The sequence below is a fragment of the Caproicibacterium argilliputei genome (genome assembly GCF_029211325.2).
GTDB classification, from domain to species: domain Bacteria; phylum Bacillota; class Clostridia; order Oscillospirales; family Acutalibacteraceae; genus Caproicibacterium; species Caproicibacterium argilliputei.
Map to the genome: position 1 here is coordinate 2,302,250 of NZ_CP135996.1, position 17,320 is coordinate 2,319,569.

Annotated in this window: 16 protein-coding genes and 1 pseudogene; 3 read left to right on the forward strand and 14 right to left on the reverse strand. The window is 51.1% G+C overall.

What is annotated here, in order from left to right; all coding sequences use genetic code 11:
* Positions 1-9: 9 nt before the first annotated feature.
* The gene (asrB, locus tag PXC00_RS11060; protein ID WP_275845198.1) at positions 10-807 is read right to left on the reverse strand and encodes an anaerobic sulfite reductase subunit AsrB; all 798 of its coding nucleotides are present in this window, start codon (positions 805-807) and stop codon (positions 10-12) included.
* A complete protein-coding gene (asrA, locus tag PXC00_RS11065; RefSeq protein WP_275845162.1) occupies positions 803-1,861 on the reverse strand; it encodes an anaerobic sulfite reductase subunit AsrA in 1,059 nt (352 codons plus the stop codon). Before asrA ends, asrB begins: the two co-directional genes overlap by 5 nt.
* 633 nt (positions 1,862-2,494) lie before the next feature.
* Between asrA and PXC00_RS11070 the strand changes: the two genes are divergently transcribed.
* Positions 2,495-3,463, forward strand: coding sequence for a C-terminal binding protein (locus PXC00_RS11070; RefSeq protein ID WP_275845164.1), 969 nt, complete (start codon positions 2,495-2,497; stop codon positions 3,461-3,463).
* Positions 3,464-3,541: 78 nt separating this feature from the next.
* Here the strand turns inward: PXC00_RS11070 and PXC00_RS11075 are convergent, their stop codons facing one another.
* From PXC00_RS11075 to PXC00_RS11110, 8 genes are all read right to left on the reverse strand, one after another.
* Complete coding sequence (locus PXC00_RS11075; protein ID WP_275845165.1) at positions 3,542-4,672, reverse strand: NAD(P)/FAD-dependent oxidoreductase; 1,131 nt, start codon at positions 4,670-4,672, stop codon at positions 3,542-3,544.
* Positions 4,669-4,998 carry a (2Fe-2S)-binding protein gene (locus tag PXC00_RS11080; RefSeq protein ID WP_275845166.1) on the reverse strand — a complete coding sequence of 110 codons (330 nt, stop codon included), beginning with the start codon at positions 4,996-4,998 and terminating at the stop codon, positions 4,669-4,671. The genes PXC00_RS11075 and PXC00_RS11080 overlap by 4 nt, the downstream gene beginning before the upstream one ends.
* Positions 4,995-6,578, reverse strand: a complete 1,584-nt coding sequence (locus PXC00_RS11085; protein ID WP_275845167.1) for an FAD-dependent oxidoreductase — start codon at positions 6,576-6,578, stop codon at positions 4,995-4,997. Before PXC00_RS11085 ends, PXC00_RS11080 begins: the two co-directional genes overlap by 4 nt.
* The gene (locus PXC00_RS11090; protein ID WP_275845168.1) at positions 6,575-6,901 is read right to left on the reverse strand and encodes a (2Fe-2S)-binding protein; all 327 of its coding nucleotides are present in this window, start codon (positions 6,899-6,901) and stop codon (positions 6,575-6,577) included. The genes PXC00_RS11085 and PXC00_RS11090 overlap by 4 nt, the downstream gene beginning before the upstream one ends.
* A gap of 40 nt (positions 6,902-6,941) precedes the next feature.
* Positions 6,942-8,081: a tyramine oxidase subunit B gene (locus PXC00_RS11095; protein WP_275845169.1), complete on the reverse strand. Its 1,140-nt coding sequence runs from the start codon at positions 8,079-8,081 to the stop codon at positions 6,942-6,944.
* 197 nt (positions 8,082-8,278) lie between these two features.
* Positions 8,279-9,031: an amino acid ABC transporter ATP-binding protein gene (locus tag PXC00_RS11100; RefSeq protein WP_275845170.1), complete on the reverse strand. Its 753-nt coding sequence runs from the start codon at positions 9,029-9,031 to the stop codon at positions 8,279-8,281.
* The gene (locus PXC00_RS11105) at positions 9,019-9,828 is read right to left on the reverse strand and encodes an amino acid ABC transporter permease (RefSeq protein WP_275845171.1); all 810 of its coding nucleotides are present in this window, start codon (positions 9,826-9,828) and stop codon (positions 9,019-9,021) included. The genes PXC00_RS11100 and PXC00_RS11105 overlap by 13 nt, the downstream gene beginning before the upstream one ends.
* A gap of 2 nt (positions 9,829-9,830) precedes the next feature.
* Positions 9,831-10,958 carry a pyridoxal phosphate-dependent aminotransferase gene (locus tag PXC00_RS11110; protein WP_275845172.1) on the reverse strand — a complete coding sequence of 376 codons (1,128 nt, stop codon included), beginning with the start codon at positions 10,956-10,958 and terminating at the stop codon, positions 9,831-9,833.
* A 512-nt stretch (positions 10,959-11,470) separates the two neighbouring features.
* Between PXC00_RS11110 and PXC00_RS11115 the strand changes: the two genes are divergently transcribed.
* The gene (locus PXC00_RS11115; RefSeq protein WP_275845173.1) at positions 11,471-12,358 is read left to right on the forward strand and encodes a transporter substrate-binding domain-containing protein; all 888 of its coding nucleotides are present in this window, start codon (positions 11,471-11,473) and stop codon (positions 12,356-12,358) included.
* Between the two features lie 106 nt (positions 12,359-12,464).
* Positions 12,465-13,655, forward strand: coding sequence for a M20 family metallopeptidase (locus PXC00_RS11120; protein ID WP_275845174.1), 1,191 nt, complete (start codon positions 12,465-12,467; stop codon positions 13,653-13,655).
* Between the two features lie 119 nt (positions 13,656-13,774).
* Here the strand turns inward: PXC00_RS11120 and PXC00_RS11125 are convergent, their stop codons facing one another.
* The 4 genes and pseudogenes from PXC00_RS11125 to PXC00_RS11140 all read right to left on the reverse strand — a co-directional run bounded on the left by PXC00_RS11125 (position 13,775) and on the right by PXC00_RS11140 (position 17,315).
* Positions 13,775-13,897, reverse strand: coding sequence for a hypothetical protein (locus PXC00_RS11125; protein WP_275845175.1), 123 nt, complete (start codon positions 13,895-13,897; stop codon positions 13,775-13,777).
* Positions 13,890-15,485, reverse strand: a pseudogene (locus tag PXC00_RS11130) (glycoside hydrolase family 53 protein). The gene PXC00_RS11125 and the pseudogene PXC00_RS11130 overlap by 8 nt, the downstream one beginning before the upstream one ends.
* Before the next feature lie 61 nt (positions 15,486-15,546).
* Positions 15,547-16,401 (reverse strand): sugar ABC transporter permease, encoded by an 855-nt coding sequence (locus PXC00_RS11135; RefSeq protein WP_275845176.1) that lies wholly within the window; start codon positions 16,399-16,401, stop codon positions 15,547-15,549.
* Between the two features lie 2 nt (positions 16,402-16,403).
* Complete coding sequence (locus PXC00_RS11140; RefSeq protein ID WP_316934965.1) at positions 16,404-17,315, reverse strand: carbohydrate ABC transporter permease; 912 nt, start codon at positions 17,313-17,315, stop codon at positions 16,404-16,406.
* Positions 17,316-17,320: the final 5 nt, after the last annotated feature.

The window sequence follows — 17,320 nt, forward strand, 5'->3', positions numbered from 1 at the left end:
CATTCCCTCCTAGTCCACAAGTTTCTTGCCAACGGTGTAGTTAAACACCGGGCCGTCCAAACATACATAGGTTTCATCAATACGGCAATGCCCACATTTGCCGATGGCGCAGGACATTTTTCGTTCAAAGGACATCCAGATTTTTTCTTCCGGAACGCCGTGCATCCGCAATTCCGCACCGGCAAATTTCATCATGACCGGCGGCCCCACAACAATACACGCGTAATTGTCTCCAAAGGACTTGAGCGGAACTTCATCTACCAGGGTCGTTACCAAACCCTTGTGCCAGCCCGGATAGTCCTCATTGTCCAGCGTATAAAGCGGATGAAAATGCTCCGCGGCTTTCCAACGTGCCAAGTCCTCTTTAAAAAGAATACTGTTAGAGTTCTTAAAGCCCAAGATCAGATACACTTCTTTTGCAAAGCCTGGTTCGTCGCACATTTGGTTAATCAGGCTTTTCACCGGAGAAACACCGGTGCCGCCGGCGATGATAACCAGATTTTTGCCTTTCAACTCTTCCACAGGCCAGCCGTTGCCGTAACAACCGCGCAAAAACATCGTGTCGCCCTTTTGCATCCGAAACAGTTCGTCCGTTACCTTACCAACGCTGCGAATCGTAAACTCAACGTAACCATTTCCGAAGCCACTGACCGAGATGGGCGCTTCGCCCACTTTGGGAATGGACAGCTGCATAAACTGCCCGTGGCGCACCGGGACATCGCACGCAACGCGGAAAGTCCACTCTGTGGCTGTCTGCTTAAAAATATCCAAAATTTTTGCAGCCTGCGGCCGCACCGGATTGTCAATCATGCGAAGTCTCTCCTTTCTGCTTCAGTTCTGCGATAGCTTCCGAAAGCTTCTGCAGCGTGGCCGGATAGCTGATCAGCTCCGGACAGCGTGCAGAGCAGCGCCCGCAGCCCACACACATGGGGCCTGTGTGAAACCGAGCATCATATCCGTAAACCTTGTGCAGAATTTTGTAGCGATACTTTTCAGAAGTCTTTTTGCGGAAGCAGGCGCCCCCCGCCACCTGGTCGAAACCGTCAACCATGCAAGAGGAGCAGGTGCGGCGGCGCTCACCGACATGCGGATTCTGTGTGTAAGCAATATCTGTGGTTTCAAAGCAGGTGCAGGTGCTGCACGCCACTGTGCAGGAACCGCATCCAATACAGCGCTGGTCAAACTCTTTCCACATGGGATGCTCTTTAAGCTGATTGACAAGATCCAGACTGTCAATAACCGGATAGTCTACCTTCAGCTTGTTTTCCTGCGGAAAGCGAATGGTGTAATCCGAAGACTCGGCATCCTTAAAATATGGCGCAAACGCCGGGTCGCAAACTTGAACAAAGGCACCGTCTTCGCGGAAAGAAAAAGCCAGAGAATGCAGGTCGGTTTCGTTTGCACCCACGCTGCAGCAGAAACAACCATCAAACTGGGTGGTACACTCCATCAGTGCAAAACGAGCCTCTTCACGTACACGCTGGTAAAAAAGATCCACTGGGCCGTTGTGCAGATAGATGTCGTCTTGAATCTTAACTGCATTCAAGTCACAGGCACGCCCAAAAATCAGCTTAGGCTTCCGCGGTGGTTTACTTTCTTGGAAATTGTCCTCTGTAAAGTAAAACAGCGTCTGTGAAATTGGTGTGAGCGCCTCTTTCATCGGGTACGTGGAGCGCTCCCGAAATTCGATCTCCGAAAAGCGATGAATCTGTCGGTAAATCACGGAGTCTGTTAGTGCATAGCGGCCGCCGGCCGGCACCCGTACCGGCGCGTAAAGGTCATATGTTTCCTCTAATGCCGCAAACAGCGCATCACAGGCCTCCGGCGCCAACCGGTATGTCTTTTTCTGAGTCAATCCCATTCCTTCCTTCCTATGTTGCCTAACATTGTTAATAAAATATCACCTTATGCGATACTTTTCATTATAAAACCTGCATATACTTTTGTAAAATACTAAATTAAATATATCTTCATGCCTAATTTACTATAGATACGGTATGGAAAGCCGCACCGCTTTCGCCGGCAGCACCACCGCAACGAAAGAGGATTCCATCACAAAGGGTTCCGCTTGCATCTGCTGAAAAAATGCGATATGTTTTAGTGGTCGCAGCCGCTGTGCGGAAAATCTCCAACTTTGTGAAAATGCATGGCAGAACAGTCAGTTGTTTTGCCAATACCTCCAGCATTTAAAATATACAGGACAGCATCATGCCCGCAGGCTGGCAGAAGCATCACACAAATTTTGAAAAATGCGCATACGATCTGCATGAAAATAAATGCGGCGGCGGCTTAACAAGAGAAAGAAAAGACGCCGGATTTCCGTGACTTGCAACGTAAAAAAGGCTTCCAGCCGGTAGGTGTTGACACACTGATCCCGCTGCGCTATACTGAAAGCAGAAAGCAGCGAGGCCTGCGTTTATCTCTCTTTGGAGGATAAGCGCGGGTCTTCTTTGTTTTTATTAGGTAAAATTTTGCAGACGGAGGGATGCATGGTATGCAGGAGGTTCTGTATTATCAGGTTGCTGACACATTGGCGTACGAAATGCAGCTGCTGCGGGAGTGGGGCGTAACAGACCTATGCCTGCGACAGGAAAACGGGAAGGTGCCCCTGGCAGAATGTGCCCGAAACGCCGCCGGGCTTGTGGTGGAGTATGAGCAGGTGACAGCGGAAAAACTATCGCGGATGCCGCAGCTGAAAATTATTTCACTCCAATCCATCGGCTACAACAACATCGACCTTGCCGCCGCGACGCAGCGAAAAATCTGCGTAACCAACGCGCCCGGCTTTTGCGCGGAAGAAGTGGCTGCGCACACCGTGGGCATGATGTTAGATCTTGCCCGCAAGATTACTTACTTTGACCGTACCGTTCGCCGCAGGCAGTGGAATCCACTGCTTGGGTATCCGCTGCACCGGCTGCGCGGCGAAACCGTGGGCCTTGTTTACTTCGGAAATATTCCCCAACAAATGGTTCCGCTGCTGAAAGCCCTGCAAATGCAGGTACTGGTATATGCCCCGACAAAGTCAAAGGCATACCTTGCGGACTTCGGCTGCGAGAAAGCGGAAACCCTGGACGAACTGTTGGAACGTGCGGACTTCGTTTCCCTGCACACCCCGCTGCTGCCGGAAACAACCCATCTGATTGGAGAAGCAGAACTCAAACGCATGAAAAAAACCGCATTCCTGATTAACACGGCACGCGGCGCCGTTGTGGACGAACCGGCACTGGTGCAGGCGTTGAAAACGGGCGAAATCCTGGGTGCCGGCATTGATGTCATTGAAGATGAAACAAACGCACAGAGCGAACTATTCCAGTTGGAAAACACGGTAATTACACCGCACGCAGCTTTTATTTCGGAGGAATCCTTTTACGATGCGCGTAAAAAAGCGCTTGCACAGCTGGTACAGCGTCTCAGCAAGGGTGAGCGACCGGAGTTTCTGGTGAATCCGGACGTTTCCTTCTGAAAGCAAAGCAAGCCCCCACTTTCCGGCAGAAGCCGTCAGAAAGTGGGGGCTTGCTTAATGGAATGTGCCAGGCTGCCCTTAAATCTTTGCTCGAAAGCGCGTACAGCGAAAGGGGGATAAGTCCACCGGGGGTGTACCGCCGGTCATTCTTTCAGCAAGACTGTATGCCGCAGCGGGACCGATTCCGAAGCCATGACCGGAAAAACCACAGGCAAGGTACAACCCCGGCACACCGTCCGCTTCATCAAGCACCGGAATACCATCGGCGGAAGCATCCGTCCAGCCGGCCCAGGTCCGCACAATCTTTGCATCCGCAAGCGCAGGGAAATACTTCATAATGCCGCGGCAGGTGCAGGGAGCGGAAAGGCTGGTGGAAGCGGGGAACGCTTCGTCTGTCAACCCAAACGGCTCCAGACCGGTGGAACCGCCGAAAACAAAGGAACCGTGTGCGGTTTGGTGACCGTAAAAGTCCGCTTCGGCGGTGCCGAGCATCTGTGCGAACAGGGGCGGCTCCGCCTCGGTGACCAAACACTCGGATTTTTTCTTTCGCATGGGTACATCCACACCGAGCGGCAGCGTCAGTTCCCGCGTTTCACAGCCGGCTGCCACAAGAATCTGCTCCGCTTCGTAGATGCCGCTTGGCGTAACGGCTGCGCAAATTCTGCCTCTGCGCTTTTGCAGACTGCGCACCGGTTCGCCGGTGATGAAGCGTGCGCCCAACGCGCGTGCTTTTTTGTAGTATCCCAGTGTGGTGGTGAGAGGGTTGGCGTGCCCGTCTGTGGGGCACCAGCTTGCACCGATGACCTCTTGCGAAAGATATGGATTGATGGCACGCACCTCGTCGCCGTCAATCATGCGTACATCCAAGCCGCACGCCACGGCTTGGTCTGTCAACTTCTGCAGTGTTTTCAAGTGTGCTTCGGTTTTGCCAAGACGCAGGTTGCCCTTCTGCACATATTCAACATTGGTGTCAAGCTCCTGTGCAAGGGCAGGCCAGAGGTTTTGAATGCCCCACATGACAAGGGGCAGCTCGCGCGGGTCCCTGCCGGACTGCCGCACCCCGCCGCCGTTGCGGGAGGAACCGCCATTTCCAACAGCGTCTGCAGCCTCCAGTACCGTAACGGACTTTCCCTTTTTTGCAAGGTAGTAAGCAGCTGCACTGCCCACAATGCCACTGCCGATGATGAGTACATCCGCTGTGCTGCTCATTTTTCACCTCCGCTCTCGCTGCCCAAAATTTTCATTTCCGTTGGGCGCATGGGCGCGCGGCTGGTAGCTGCCGCAAGGGCAGCGGGTTTTATGCCCAGCTCGCGAGCGATGATGCCCTTTACCAGTCTGCCGCAGGTCTGCCCTTGGCAAAGCCCCATGCCACAGCGCAGGTAACGCCGCACTTCGGCAAGCGTGTACATCCCATCATGCACCGCTTTGCGGATTTCTCCTTTGGTGACTTCCTCGCAGCGGCAGATAATACAGTCATCATCCGCAGCGGGAAGAAAAGGCCCGATATCGGCGCACCGGTCATTTGCCTTTCTCATGATTCGAACACCTCCTTATAAAAGCGCGCGTCCATGCGCTTTTCTTTCGGGACTTTTATGGTGAGCAGCGCGGTATGGTCAAATGCAGGGGAAGTTTTTACGTCAACCACTTCCGCATCGCAGACAGGACTCCCGGCGCGGTCAAGCGCCTTGCCCCGGCTTCCCTTTTGGGGAAGTGGCAGAAATTCATAGGGCAGCGTCACGGTGGCAAACCCCGGCTCGTATGTTTCGTTCAGCAGAAAAATTGCTTGACCGGAACAGCTGGCAACACACATACCGCAGCCGATACACTGTGCGCTTGGATCTACCTGCGGCAGCGCGGTAATGCTGCTGCCGATTTGAATGCAGTGCACAGGGCAAGCATCCTGGCAGGGGTTACACGGAATATTTTGCGTACACTCGATAACCGGATGAAGCCCGGTTTCATGAACGACTCCTGGAAAGCGCTCCGCTTCCTCCCGGGTAAGGTGTCCCTGCGTCAGCAGGGTATTGGAAACAGCAATGCCCTCTTCTGTTGTTGACAAGTGTCTGCCGCGATTTTTGGGAGCAAACATTCCCTGCCGCAATTCGCTGAGGTCTTTGCCGAAGGACTGCAGTGCTGCCTGCTTTTCCGCTTCCGAACAGAAGCCGAGGAACGCCGCCGCACAGATTCCCGCCATGCGGCCCTCAATCATCGCGGAACTTGCCTCCTCAATGCCAGAAACATCCCCTGCGGCAAAAATACCCGGTACAGAGGTTTCTCCATACACACCGCATACCGGCACCAGACCGCCGCACTTTGGGTCATCTGTCATCTCACAGCCCGCCATCCTCAGCAGCTGCGACATAGGAGAAAGGCCGACGGCAACACAGACAGTGTCAACCTCAAAGTGCTGCTCCGTACCGAGAATCGGCCGGAAGTGGTCGTCCACGCGATTGACCACCACACCGGTCACACAGTCGGTACCCTCTGCCTTTGTAATCGTGTGGGAAAGGTAAAACGGAACCCCGCAGCGCGCCACTTTTGCGGCGTGGACACCGTAACCGCCGATACACGGTGCGGCGTCCACAATTGCCTTGACGTCACAGCCGGCCTGCAGCAGCTGAAAGCTAACCACCAGACCAACGTTGCCGCTGCCGAGCATCAGCACTTTTTCGCCGGGCTTCACGCCGTGCAGATTCATCATGGTCTGCGCCGCGCCGGCGCCGATGACACCCGGCAGCGTCCAGCCGTCAAACGGTACCATGTTTTCGGAGGCGCCGGTTGCCACAAGAATGCTGTCTGCCTTGTAATGGCAGATTTCCGCCTCGCGGCGCACCACCACCTCTTTGCCGGGATAGATGCCGATGACCGGAGCGTTCAGCTGCACATCGACATTGGAAGCAATCTCGGCAAGCAGCTGCTCACCGATTTTGTACCCACGGATTTTTGCCTTGTGCTTTTTAGAGCCGAAAAATTTATGAATCTGTTTGAAGAGCTGACCGCCGGGCTTTGCGTTTTCATCAAACACGGCGACGGACATTCCGTGTTTAGCCGCTTCTGCGGCGGCACAAAGCCCCGCCGGGCCTGCACCGACAATGATGCAATCATACCGCTTCATTTCTGTGTCACCTTGCCCTTCGCCTGCGTGCCATCCTGTGTTTGTACTTGCATCCCCTCTTTGAGCGGAGTGACACAGGTACGAATATTCGGTTTGCCGTCCACGACCATGACACAGTCTGTGCAGCGGCCGATGGCGCAGAAGATGCCGCGCGGCTTGTGCAGTTTAGCTGTGTAACGGTGAATCATGATACCGTTCGCCTTCAGCGCCGCCGCAATGGGCTCCCCCTCGCAGCCGGTCAATGTTTTTCCATCCAGTGTAAAAGTGACCGCACGCCCCTTTGCAATCGTGCCCAGAATCGGATGTTCCGTAATGCGCTTCATAATCGGTTCCTCCCGCTGCTGTCTGATTTTTGTGCCGTATTTATGCCAGAGCCGGGTTTTCCCAAAGGCTGAGTCGGCGGCCGATGCCGCTCGCCTTTGCCCGTTCCAAACATCTGCAGCCCCAGCCGACGTCTTCCGTTGGCATACCGCCGACCGCGTAAACAACGATTTGCTCCGCGGAGGTGCGTCCCTCTGCGCGGCCGTTAATGAGAGCACCGATATCTGTGATTTCACTTTCCTTGACTTGACCGGCGGTTACCAGATCGTAAAACAGCATACCCAGCAGCGTCGAAACCGTCCGCTGGGTAGGATACGGCTTGCCTGCCCCCCAGCCGGCATACATTTTGAAGTTATCAGTAACCAGTCTGCACTTTGCCGAGTCTGCCAAAAAATCGCCGTCTAAAAGCAGCGCAGAGGTACTGATCAGCAGGGCGCCGGGCTTGAGCCACTCCCCCTTGATGTACGGATTATCTTCGAACTTTGCGGCGTTTGTGGTACCGAAGCAAAGGATATCCGCATCGCGGCAGACCTCCTCATAGCTGTTGCAGACCCTGTAGTTTCGAATGCCGGGAAAGTGCTGTTTGCAGTAGGTAAGAAAAGAATCAATGCCCGTTTGGCTGCGACCTTTTACCTTGACGGTGTCAAGGCTGGGCTGTTCCGTTAGAAAAGCATCCATTGCCGTTTTTCCCATCACTCCCGGGCCTATAATGGAAACGACCTTCGGGTTTTTCACCGAAAGCAGGCGAGCACCCAACCCCGGCACAGCGCCTGTGCGCATGGCACTAAGTACATTGGCAGACATATACGCCCGCGGCGCTCCGGTTTCGGGATCCATCAGCGTCAGCATCAGAATGGAGCGCGGCAGGCCGCGCATGCGGTTTTGGGGGTTAGAACCGTAACATTTAATCCCGCACATATGGAACTTGCCGCCAAGGTAAGCAGGCATTGCAAAAAAGCGCCTATCTGGTGCATCCAGCGGCATATCCGGAATGGTGGACGCTTTCGGAAAACTCATCTTAATGCCGTGGTCGTTTCCGCTGGGTCCGCCCATACGGTAATCACCCTTGTTCATCAGGGAAAAGACTTCCTGCATGGTGTCAATGCAGCCTTTCATATCCTGCACGCCGGCTTTGCGCATATCCTCCTCGCTCAAGTACAGAAAATCAATAGACGTATCCATGTTCCCGATTCTCCTTCATTCCTTTGAATTTCATAAAAGCACGTTGCAGCAAAGCAGTGCAGTCCAAAAACCATGCGTGTGTCTCGTCCTCAAACTCACGGACGAAGATTTCTTGCAGCTGCTGTCCCAGCGGTGCGGTTTTTCTGTCTGTTGTATCCTGCGTTTTTCAAAGCCTTTCGCCTTGAAAGTATAGAGAATTACGAATTGATAAAGCGGGAGAGAAATTCCTGTGTACGGGGATTCTGCGGCTGATCAAAAATCTGCGCAGGGGTGCCCTCCTCGGCAATGACGCCCTGATCCATAAAAATGACCCGTGTGGAAACATCCTTTGCAAAGGCCATTTCGTGTGTCACAATAATCATGGTAAGTCCTTCCTTTGCAAGGCTGCGCATAACCTGCAGCACTTCTCCAACCATTTGCGGGTCCAGTGCGCTGGTTGGTTCGTCAAAAAGCAGCACCTCGGGCTCCATCGCCAGCGCGCGCGCGATGGCAACGCGCTGCTGCTGCCCGCCGGAAAGCTGCGCGGGTTTCGCGTTGATGTACGGTGCCATGCCCACCTTGGTCAGGTACTTGATGGCGAGGGTGCGGGCTTCTTCTTTGCTCTTTTTCAGCACTTTCCGCGTACCGAGCATACAGTTTTCGAGAACGGTCAGATTGTGAAACAGATTAAAGGACTGAAACACCATGCCCACCTGCGCATGGTAAGCGCTTAGATTGAAATTGCGGGAAAAAATGCTGGTATCATGAAAGGTAATTTCGCCGGAGGTGGGCGTTTCCAGACGGTTAATACAGCGCAGAAGGGTTGACTTGCCGGAACCGGAAGCACCGATGATGCACACAACGTCCTGCGGAAAGGTCTGAAAGTCAATGTCCTGCAAAACCGGGTTATCACCAAATCTTTTGCTGATATGCTCCATCTTTAAAAGAGGCGCCTGAGTTACCGCATCCATATGCGCATCCCTCCTTTGATTTTTTTCTTTTCAGGCAGTACACCGGTCGGATCTGTCAGGGGGTCTGCCAGCTTGTAAAATCCGGTGCCGTCAATTTTGTGTTCCAGCCAACGCAGCAGGCGGGCACAGGCAAAGGTCATGATGAAATAGAGGACACTGATAATCATGTAGGTTTCGAAATAGCGGTAGTAAATGCCGGCGGCAGACTTGCCATTAAAGTACAGCTCCGTGACGGAAATGACATTCAGCACGGACGTATCCTTGATATTGATAATCAGGTTGTTGCCAATCTGCGGCAGAATATTGCGGATTGTCTGCGGCATGATGACGCTGACCATGGTCTGCCAGTGTGTCATACCAATCGCTTTGGCAGCCTCCACCTGACCTTTGTCGATGGAATCAATGCCGCCGCGCACCGTTTCCGCCATGTAAGCGCCGGTGTTGATGGAAACCACCAGAAAGCCGGCGGCAAGCGGAGACATATTGATGGCGAAAAGCTGCATGGAACCGTAAAAAACAACCATTGCCTGCACCATCATCGGGGTGCCGCGAAAAATTTCTATGTAGGCGAGCAGCAAGAATTGCAGCAGCTTATACAGAAATCTTTTGATGAAGTTTGCATCCGGCTCCGGTTTGGAGGCAGTGCGCAGAATACCGACCAGAAGGCCGATGACACAGCCGAAAAACGTGCCAACCAGCGCCAGCACCAGCGTTGTGACACAGCCCTGCAGAAAAAAGCTGGAGTATTTCTGCCAAAGGAACAGCATCCAGTCTGTGAAAGTCTGTGGTGATGTCATAATCAATTCGCCTCAATTCTTGTTTGGCAGGAAGCATAAGGAGAAACGATGGCTGCCCGCGGTTTGCAGCAGTGGAGCAGGACTTTGTCAATCTTTGCAAGCACAGTGCGCATTTGCTCCTCGGTTCCAATGGACATACGGATATAGGTACAAATGCGCGGCTGGTCGTAGTAACGTACCAGAACGCCCTCCTGCTTGAGCGCCAGATACAGCGCCTGCGCCGACAATCCCACCGGTTCGAAGAACAGGAAGTTTGTGTGGGACTCCAGCACATGGAATCCGCGCTGCAAAAGTGCCGTGCGCACCTTTTCACGCGTGCGGATGATTTTTCCAACACATTGGTGCATATATGCCGTATCCCGCATGGCGGCACATCCGAGTGCCTGCGAAATACTGTTGATGCTATCCGGATTAAAAGCGGCTTTCATCTGGAAAAGGTCCTCGATATTCTCCGCGCAAGAGATTGCAAAGCCAATGCGCGCACCGGCAAGGCTGCGGGACTTCGACAGGGTTTGAATCACCAGCAGGTTGTGGCACCGGTCAAGGAGGGGTACACAGCTTTCGTTGCCGTAGTCCACATAGGCTTCATCGATAATGACCAGATGGTTCGGATTTGCAGCTGCAATACGCTCCACGTCTGCCAGGCTGATCTTCAGCCCGGTGGGAGCATTGGGGTTTGCCAGCAGGACGTTGCACCCGCAGTTACAGTAGTCGTCAACACAGATACTGAAATCCTCTTTCAGTGGGATTTCCTGAGCCTGTAAGCCAAAAAAGGTGGAAAAGGTTTTGTAAAAATTGTAGGTGACATCCGGAAAGCAAAATCCGCCCCGACCGCTTCCAAACGCAAGCAGGCAGTACGCCAGAATCACATCGGAACCACTGTCTGCAAAAACCTGCTCCTGTCGGATATGGTAGTAATCAGCGACTGCCTGTGTCAATTCTGTGCTTTTGGGGTCCGCATAAAGGTTCTGCGTGGTCAGCAGCTTCTCTGTAAGAACCTCCAATACGGCTGGGGAGGGCGGGTAGGGCGATTCATTTGCATTGATTTTAATATAGGTTCTGTCCTTAGGGGCCTCTCCGAGGTGGTAGCCCTCTTTATCCCGAAAGTATCTGCTCATAAATCTCCCCATATTCAGATGCTCCTTTTCACACCAAAGAATTTGCCCCGGGCAAAAGCCGCTGCCTTTGCGGCGGACTTCATGGAATGCCCTATATTATGAAACAAAGGAGCTGCAATTGCAAGCAAATTGCAAGTTTAATAAATAAATTATTCAAATCCGTGCATTGAGTTTATAGAATTAACCATTTTTGCGTAAATACCTTTTTATCTAAATCCCGCCGCTTCCGCACAGAAAAACAATCTTTTTGCAGACAAGCATCCAGCTGACATCCTAGGAAGTATCGCAATTTAAGCCAAATGTGTGTTTTTCGTCGCTTGTATAAATTTACCTTGGTATACAAATCCTTGTCAGATAAATTGAAAGGCATGAAAAGTAAAGCGTCTCTCATAAATGAAATTATTATTGAACGAAATTTCATAATCGTCTTGACAGAAAAAAGGAACTGCCCTATAATCAAAGCCAAATTCACGAAGCCATCTGTACCAGCCCCGCAAATTTAACAGAAAAAGAGGTAGTGAGAGATGAAAACGAACATACACGTATTTGCAAAACGCATAATGGCAGGGGCGCTGGCGGCAGTTACCGCAGCAGTCCTTTTCACTGGCTGCTCTTCCGGCAGCAGTCAGTCTGCGGGCGGTTCGGCAGCTGCCCCTGCACAGTCGACGGCAAAGAAAACTTTTAAGATTGCGCTGGAATGTGCGTACGCCCCCTACAACTGGACACAGACAGACAACTCCAACGGTGCGGTTCCGATTCAGGATTCCAATACCTACTGCAACGGTTACGACATCCAGATTGCAAAGAAGATTGCAGACAGCATGGGGTGCGAGCTGCAGGTTTACAAGACCGAGTGGACCGCGATTCCAACGGCGATTACCTCTGGCAAAGTAGACGCAGGTATTTGCGGAATGACCGTAACAGCCGAGCGCAAAAAGACACTGCTTTTCAGTGACCCGTATTACACTTCCAGCTTTGTCGTTTTGGTCAGAAAAGACGGAAAGTTCGCCAATGCCAAAAGCCTCAGCGACTTAAAGGGAGCGGCTTGTACCTCGCAGCAGAGCACAGCATGGTATGATTTGCTTTCGCAGATTCCCGGTGGAAATGTGCAGCCGGCGCTGACGGATGTACCGACAATGTTGGTTTCCCTGACCTCCGGCAAAAGCGAAGTGCTTTCCTGTGACAAGCCAACCGGCATGGCCGCCGTCAAGGCATATTCGAACCTCAAAATGATTGAGTTTGCAGACGGAAACGGCTTTCAGGTAGACGAAGAGCAGACCCACGTTTGTGCTGCTCTCGCGCTGAACAATACGGAGCTGCAGGGCAAAATCAACACGGCGTTGAAAAGCATCAGCACAACCGACCAAGCAAAAACCATGCAGTGGGCAGTTGACCACCAGCCCGCGACCTGATTTACAAAAACAGCAGCACAAAAAGTCCGCGGCACCAGAAGTCCCGAAAAGCGGGACTTTTTGGTGCTGCGGACTTTTCTGAGAATTTTAACGGAGGGAAACACCGATGAAGCAGCGAATTGCAGAAGCCGCACAGCAGATGAAGCAGGAAATCACCGGAATCAGCAACTATCTTTTCAATCACCCGGAACTGGGCGATACAGAATATCAAAGCGCGGCGTTTTTAACTGCCCTGCTGCGAAAGGAAGGCTTTCAGGTACAGGCTCCTTACTGTGGTCTAAAAACCGCGTTTCGGGCTGAGTTCGGCGGCACAGGCGGCAGCCGGATTGCACTGCTTGCGGAGTATGACGCTCTGCCTGGCTACGGCGCCGAAAATAAACCGGCGCACGCCTGCGGGCATAACTGGATTGCGGCATCCGCGCTCGGCGGTGCCCTGCTGCTTGCTAAAGCCTGCCCACAAATGCAGGGCACCGTGGTGGTACTTGGCACGCCTGCAGAAGAAACCATCGGCAGGAAAATTGACTTGCTGCGTGCTGGCGCCTTTCAAGACATAGATGCGGTGCTGCAGATGCATCTGGGCAGACAAACTAACCTGCACGTTTCCGCACTTGCAATTGACTCCTGGCAGTTCGCGTTTTTTGGGAAAGCAAGTCATGCAGCGGCGACCCCTTACCTGGGCATCAATGCGCTGGACGCCGCGAACCTCACGTTTGCGGGAATCAATGCACTGCGCCAGCAGCTGCGCCCGGATGTACGGGTTCACGGCATTCTTTCGTCTGGCGGCGAGGCACCAAACATCATTCCCAGTTATGCCGCGTGCAAGTTTTACGCGCGCGCAAAAAGCCGCACCGCGCTGGATGACGTTTCGGAACGGGTTAAAAACTGCGCGCGCGGGGCGGCGCTGATGACCGGAGCCAGGCTGGAAATCAGCAAGTTCGAAAACAGCTTTGATTCCCTTACGGTGAACCGGACACTTTGTGGGCTGATGGAGCAAAGCCTCAAAGAATGCGGCATTACAGATTTTGTACAAGAGCCTGAGTTGACCGGTTCCACGGATATTGGCAGTGTTAGTTCCTGTGTACCGGTTTTCTACGGACATATCGGCGTGGGCAGCGGCGTAGCAGCCCCACACGAAGAAGCGTTTTTGCAGGTTGTAAACACAGAAGAAGCCCACAGGAAGCTGCTGCAAACGGCAGAAGCATTTGCCTTGGCGATTGCGCGGCTCACGGAAGAACCGGCCCTTCTGTTGCAGGTCAAGCAGGAATTTCAGCAAGGGATGCAGACATCCGTTTCATGACTGCGATTCTCTAAACCTCGAAACCTTACCCTGCGCTGTTTGGATAAAATACCGGTTCAGCCAGCACGTATCCGCTTCATTGCCCGATGCCACTTCCCTTTTGGCGGATAACCCGAATCTTACATCCGCAAATAATCCTGTACGATGTCAAACTTCTCCACGCTGCTACTTCGCTTTGCCGCCATCGCAGCCGCCTGCACATCCAGCAATGCGTATTCCTGTCGTGTCTGGATTTTATGCAATCTTTCTGAAAGATGCCGAGTCAAGGTTGCACCAATCTCCAGCATTGGCATCTGTATAAATTCCAATTTCGCACTGATGATTGGTTACCTCAATATTCTGCAGGACAAACCGATTCCAGTTGATGTCACTGACACCGATTGGCTTTCTAATTTCAGCCTTTCCATAATTTTTGGCATATAAGTACAGCGCCTTTTGCTTTCCATTAGACATTGCCTCAATACTAAATTGATAAGTCCCATTGGGAAGGTTGGTAAATGTTTTATAAAGGGAGGCACCGTAACTTTTTTTAGCCCAAAAAGTCGCTTTATACTGCCCTTCATATGCATTTCCATACTCCGTACGAACGGTTCCTGCCTGATGATCAGCTGTCCAAATCTGCCAATCCGCTTGTGAGGAAGCAAGGTCTGTTTCGAATCCATCATTTTGAATGTAATTTTCAGACGGACGACGAAGCACTGCCATGGAACTCAAGGCACGCCCCTTAAAATCAAACAATGTCATGTTATCCCAAGTATTACTCGGATTTACAGTGTCCTGCTTATACTTCACACCGGCGTCTGTTGCATACGTGCCGCCCTTTACAGGAATCCACTCCGGCTCCCAGTAGAAAAAACCAATTCCTTTGTGATTCGGCACATGATAAATAATGGATTTAAGATCATTGATAAACTGTGTTTGCCCCTGCACTGTTGGTGCGTAGCCACCGACTTTCTCATCTCCCGCGATAAATACGTTGCCTGCGCCATCACCATCCTGTGTGGTCCATGCATACGCAGTTTCCACTACACAAACCTCTTTTTGATAGGTTTTTGCCAAACTATTGAGATTGTACTGAAGACCTTCCATGCTGCCGTGCCACATCGGATAGTAAGACAAGCCTATCACATCAAAGTCCAGCTTCGGTTTTACTTTTAATAGGTTGTCAAAATACCACTTGTAAAGACCGTTTTTTCCTCCCTGATCAAGATGCAAAACAATCTTAGCTGTTTTGTCTTTTGACATCCGTACGCCGCGGACAGCACTCTCCAATAAATCTGCCAGTTTGTTAAAACTTTGCCCGTTCCCAACTTTCCCATCATCGTGCAGAATACCGGATGAAATTTCATTTCCCACTTGAACCATGGAAGGATAGATGCCCTGCCCCGCAAACTGATCCAGCGTATCTTTGGTATAGCCATACAACTGCTGCTTCAATGCATCATAAGACAGACTTTTCCATGCTTTCGGCTTTATTTGATTTGCCGGATCTGCCCAAAAATCACTGTAATGAAAGTCCAAGAGAATATTCATTCCAAGCGCCTTTGCCCGTTTTGCCAACCGAAGCGTTGTAGCGAAATCGTTATTGCCACCGCCGTATGGTTGACGATTGACATCGTAAGGATCTACCTAAAGTTTCAGTCTTACATAGTTTGCACCATTGTCATGCAAAATTTTCAGTGCATCATCCTGTCTGCCTTGACTGTAATACTTCGCGCCTAGTTTCTCCAGCATATCTAAAGTAGAAACATCCACACCACGTATAAACGTATCCTCCCTATACGCCGCCGCATGAACGCCTGTCAAGAACGGAACTTGTGCCAAAAGCATCTCCACGCAAAGGAAAACAGCCAAACTCTTCTTTCCTATACTTCTAAAAAATGAAATTTTTTCAACCTTTCACACCTCCTGCAATTAAACCGTTTTGAATATACTTTTGTAGTGCCATAAAAACAATCATAATCGGAATGGAAGAAAGGACTGCGGCAGCTGAGAACAAAGTCCAGTGCGCAGCAAATTGGTTCGTGATAAACGACTGTAAACCAAGCGCCAACGTCATTTTACCCGGCGTTTGCAGGAAGATAGAGGTAATGACATATTCACTGTAGGTGGCAATAAAAGAGAACAGAAAAATGACTACTAACTGCGGAGAGGCCAAAGGCAGTATAATCCTTGAAAACACCACGAATTCTCCCGCGCCATCGATTTTAGCTGCTTCGTCCAGTTCAAGCGGTATGCTGTCTATGTAGGATTTTAAAAGCCAGATATTAAAAGCACTTCCGCCTGCCAGCACAAAAATCAACGCAACCGCGCTATCTACCAAACTGAATTTGTAAATCAAGATGTAGTACCCTGCAACAGCCATCGTATTGGGAAAAACCTGCAGAACCAACAGGGTCATTAGCCCGTACCTTCGGCCTGTGAAACGCATCCTTGAAAAAGCATATGCAGCAAGCGATGTCAGTGCAAGCTGAATCACCGCAACAATGATACACAGTTTCAGTGAATTGCAAACCCACAGCAGGAAATCTGTTTTTTGCAACAAATCAGCATAATGCTGTGTACTGAGCCGTTTGGGAAACAAAGAGGACAAAAAGAAACTGTCTCCCTCTGAAAAAGAGGACATCACAATCCATGCCACCGGAAAAAGCACCAAAAGAATGATAACCCATATAATGACTCTGCTGACCCACAGGGTTCGCAACTCAGCACGTGTCAGTTTTTTGTGATACAAATGATTCTTCATGCCTAATCCACCTCCCGAAAAGAGCCGGATGCGTGCATCCAGAGAAGCGTAAAGGTACCAATGATCAAAAAGCACAGGACGCTGAATGTTGCTGAAAGTTCATACCGGTTTGACCACGTTGTCATCTTATATGCCGTACTGGCCAAAATATCCGTGTACCCTGCGAATTGATTATCCACTCTTGCAGGTCCGCCCTGCGTAATCATATAAATATTCCCGAAGTTATTGAAATTTGCAGCAAAAGAAGAAATGACCAAGGGAATCGACAACTGTGTTACCAACGGAAACGTGATGAATCGAAAGCGCTGTAATTTTGTTGCACCATCCATTTCCGCAGCTTCGTAATAATCTTTGGAAACCGCCTGCAGTCCGCCAAGACACACATTCATCATATAGGGAAAGCCAAGCCAGATATTTACGATAATGATCGCGAATCGTGCCCAAAACGGATCAGTCATCCAAGGTATGTTCTGCGTAATTCCAAACAGATGCAGCAAACTGTTAATTCCGCCGTATCTTTCATTCAGCAACCCCTGCCAAGCTAAAATTGCAATTGTTGCTGGTAGCGCCCACGGAACAATTAAAATGGACCTGTAAATTTTCGATTCCTTCATATGCGGATTATTCAGAAGTACTGCGAGAAGCATTCCCATAAAATAAGCCCCAAAGGTGCTGAATGCAGCAAAGCACACAGACCAGCCTAAAACCGGGAAAAAGACCTTTTGTATACTTCCGGTGCAGACCTCCCGATAATTTGCAAATCCTACGAGCGAAAACTGCTCAAGGTGATACATATTGTAATTTGTAAAGGAAATGAAAATTGTGTATAGAATCGGAATGACTGTTACAAGGAAAATAGAAATCAGTGCCGGAAGTAAAAAGGGGCCGGCCCTTTTGTTGTCTTTTTGTTTCATAACTG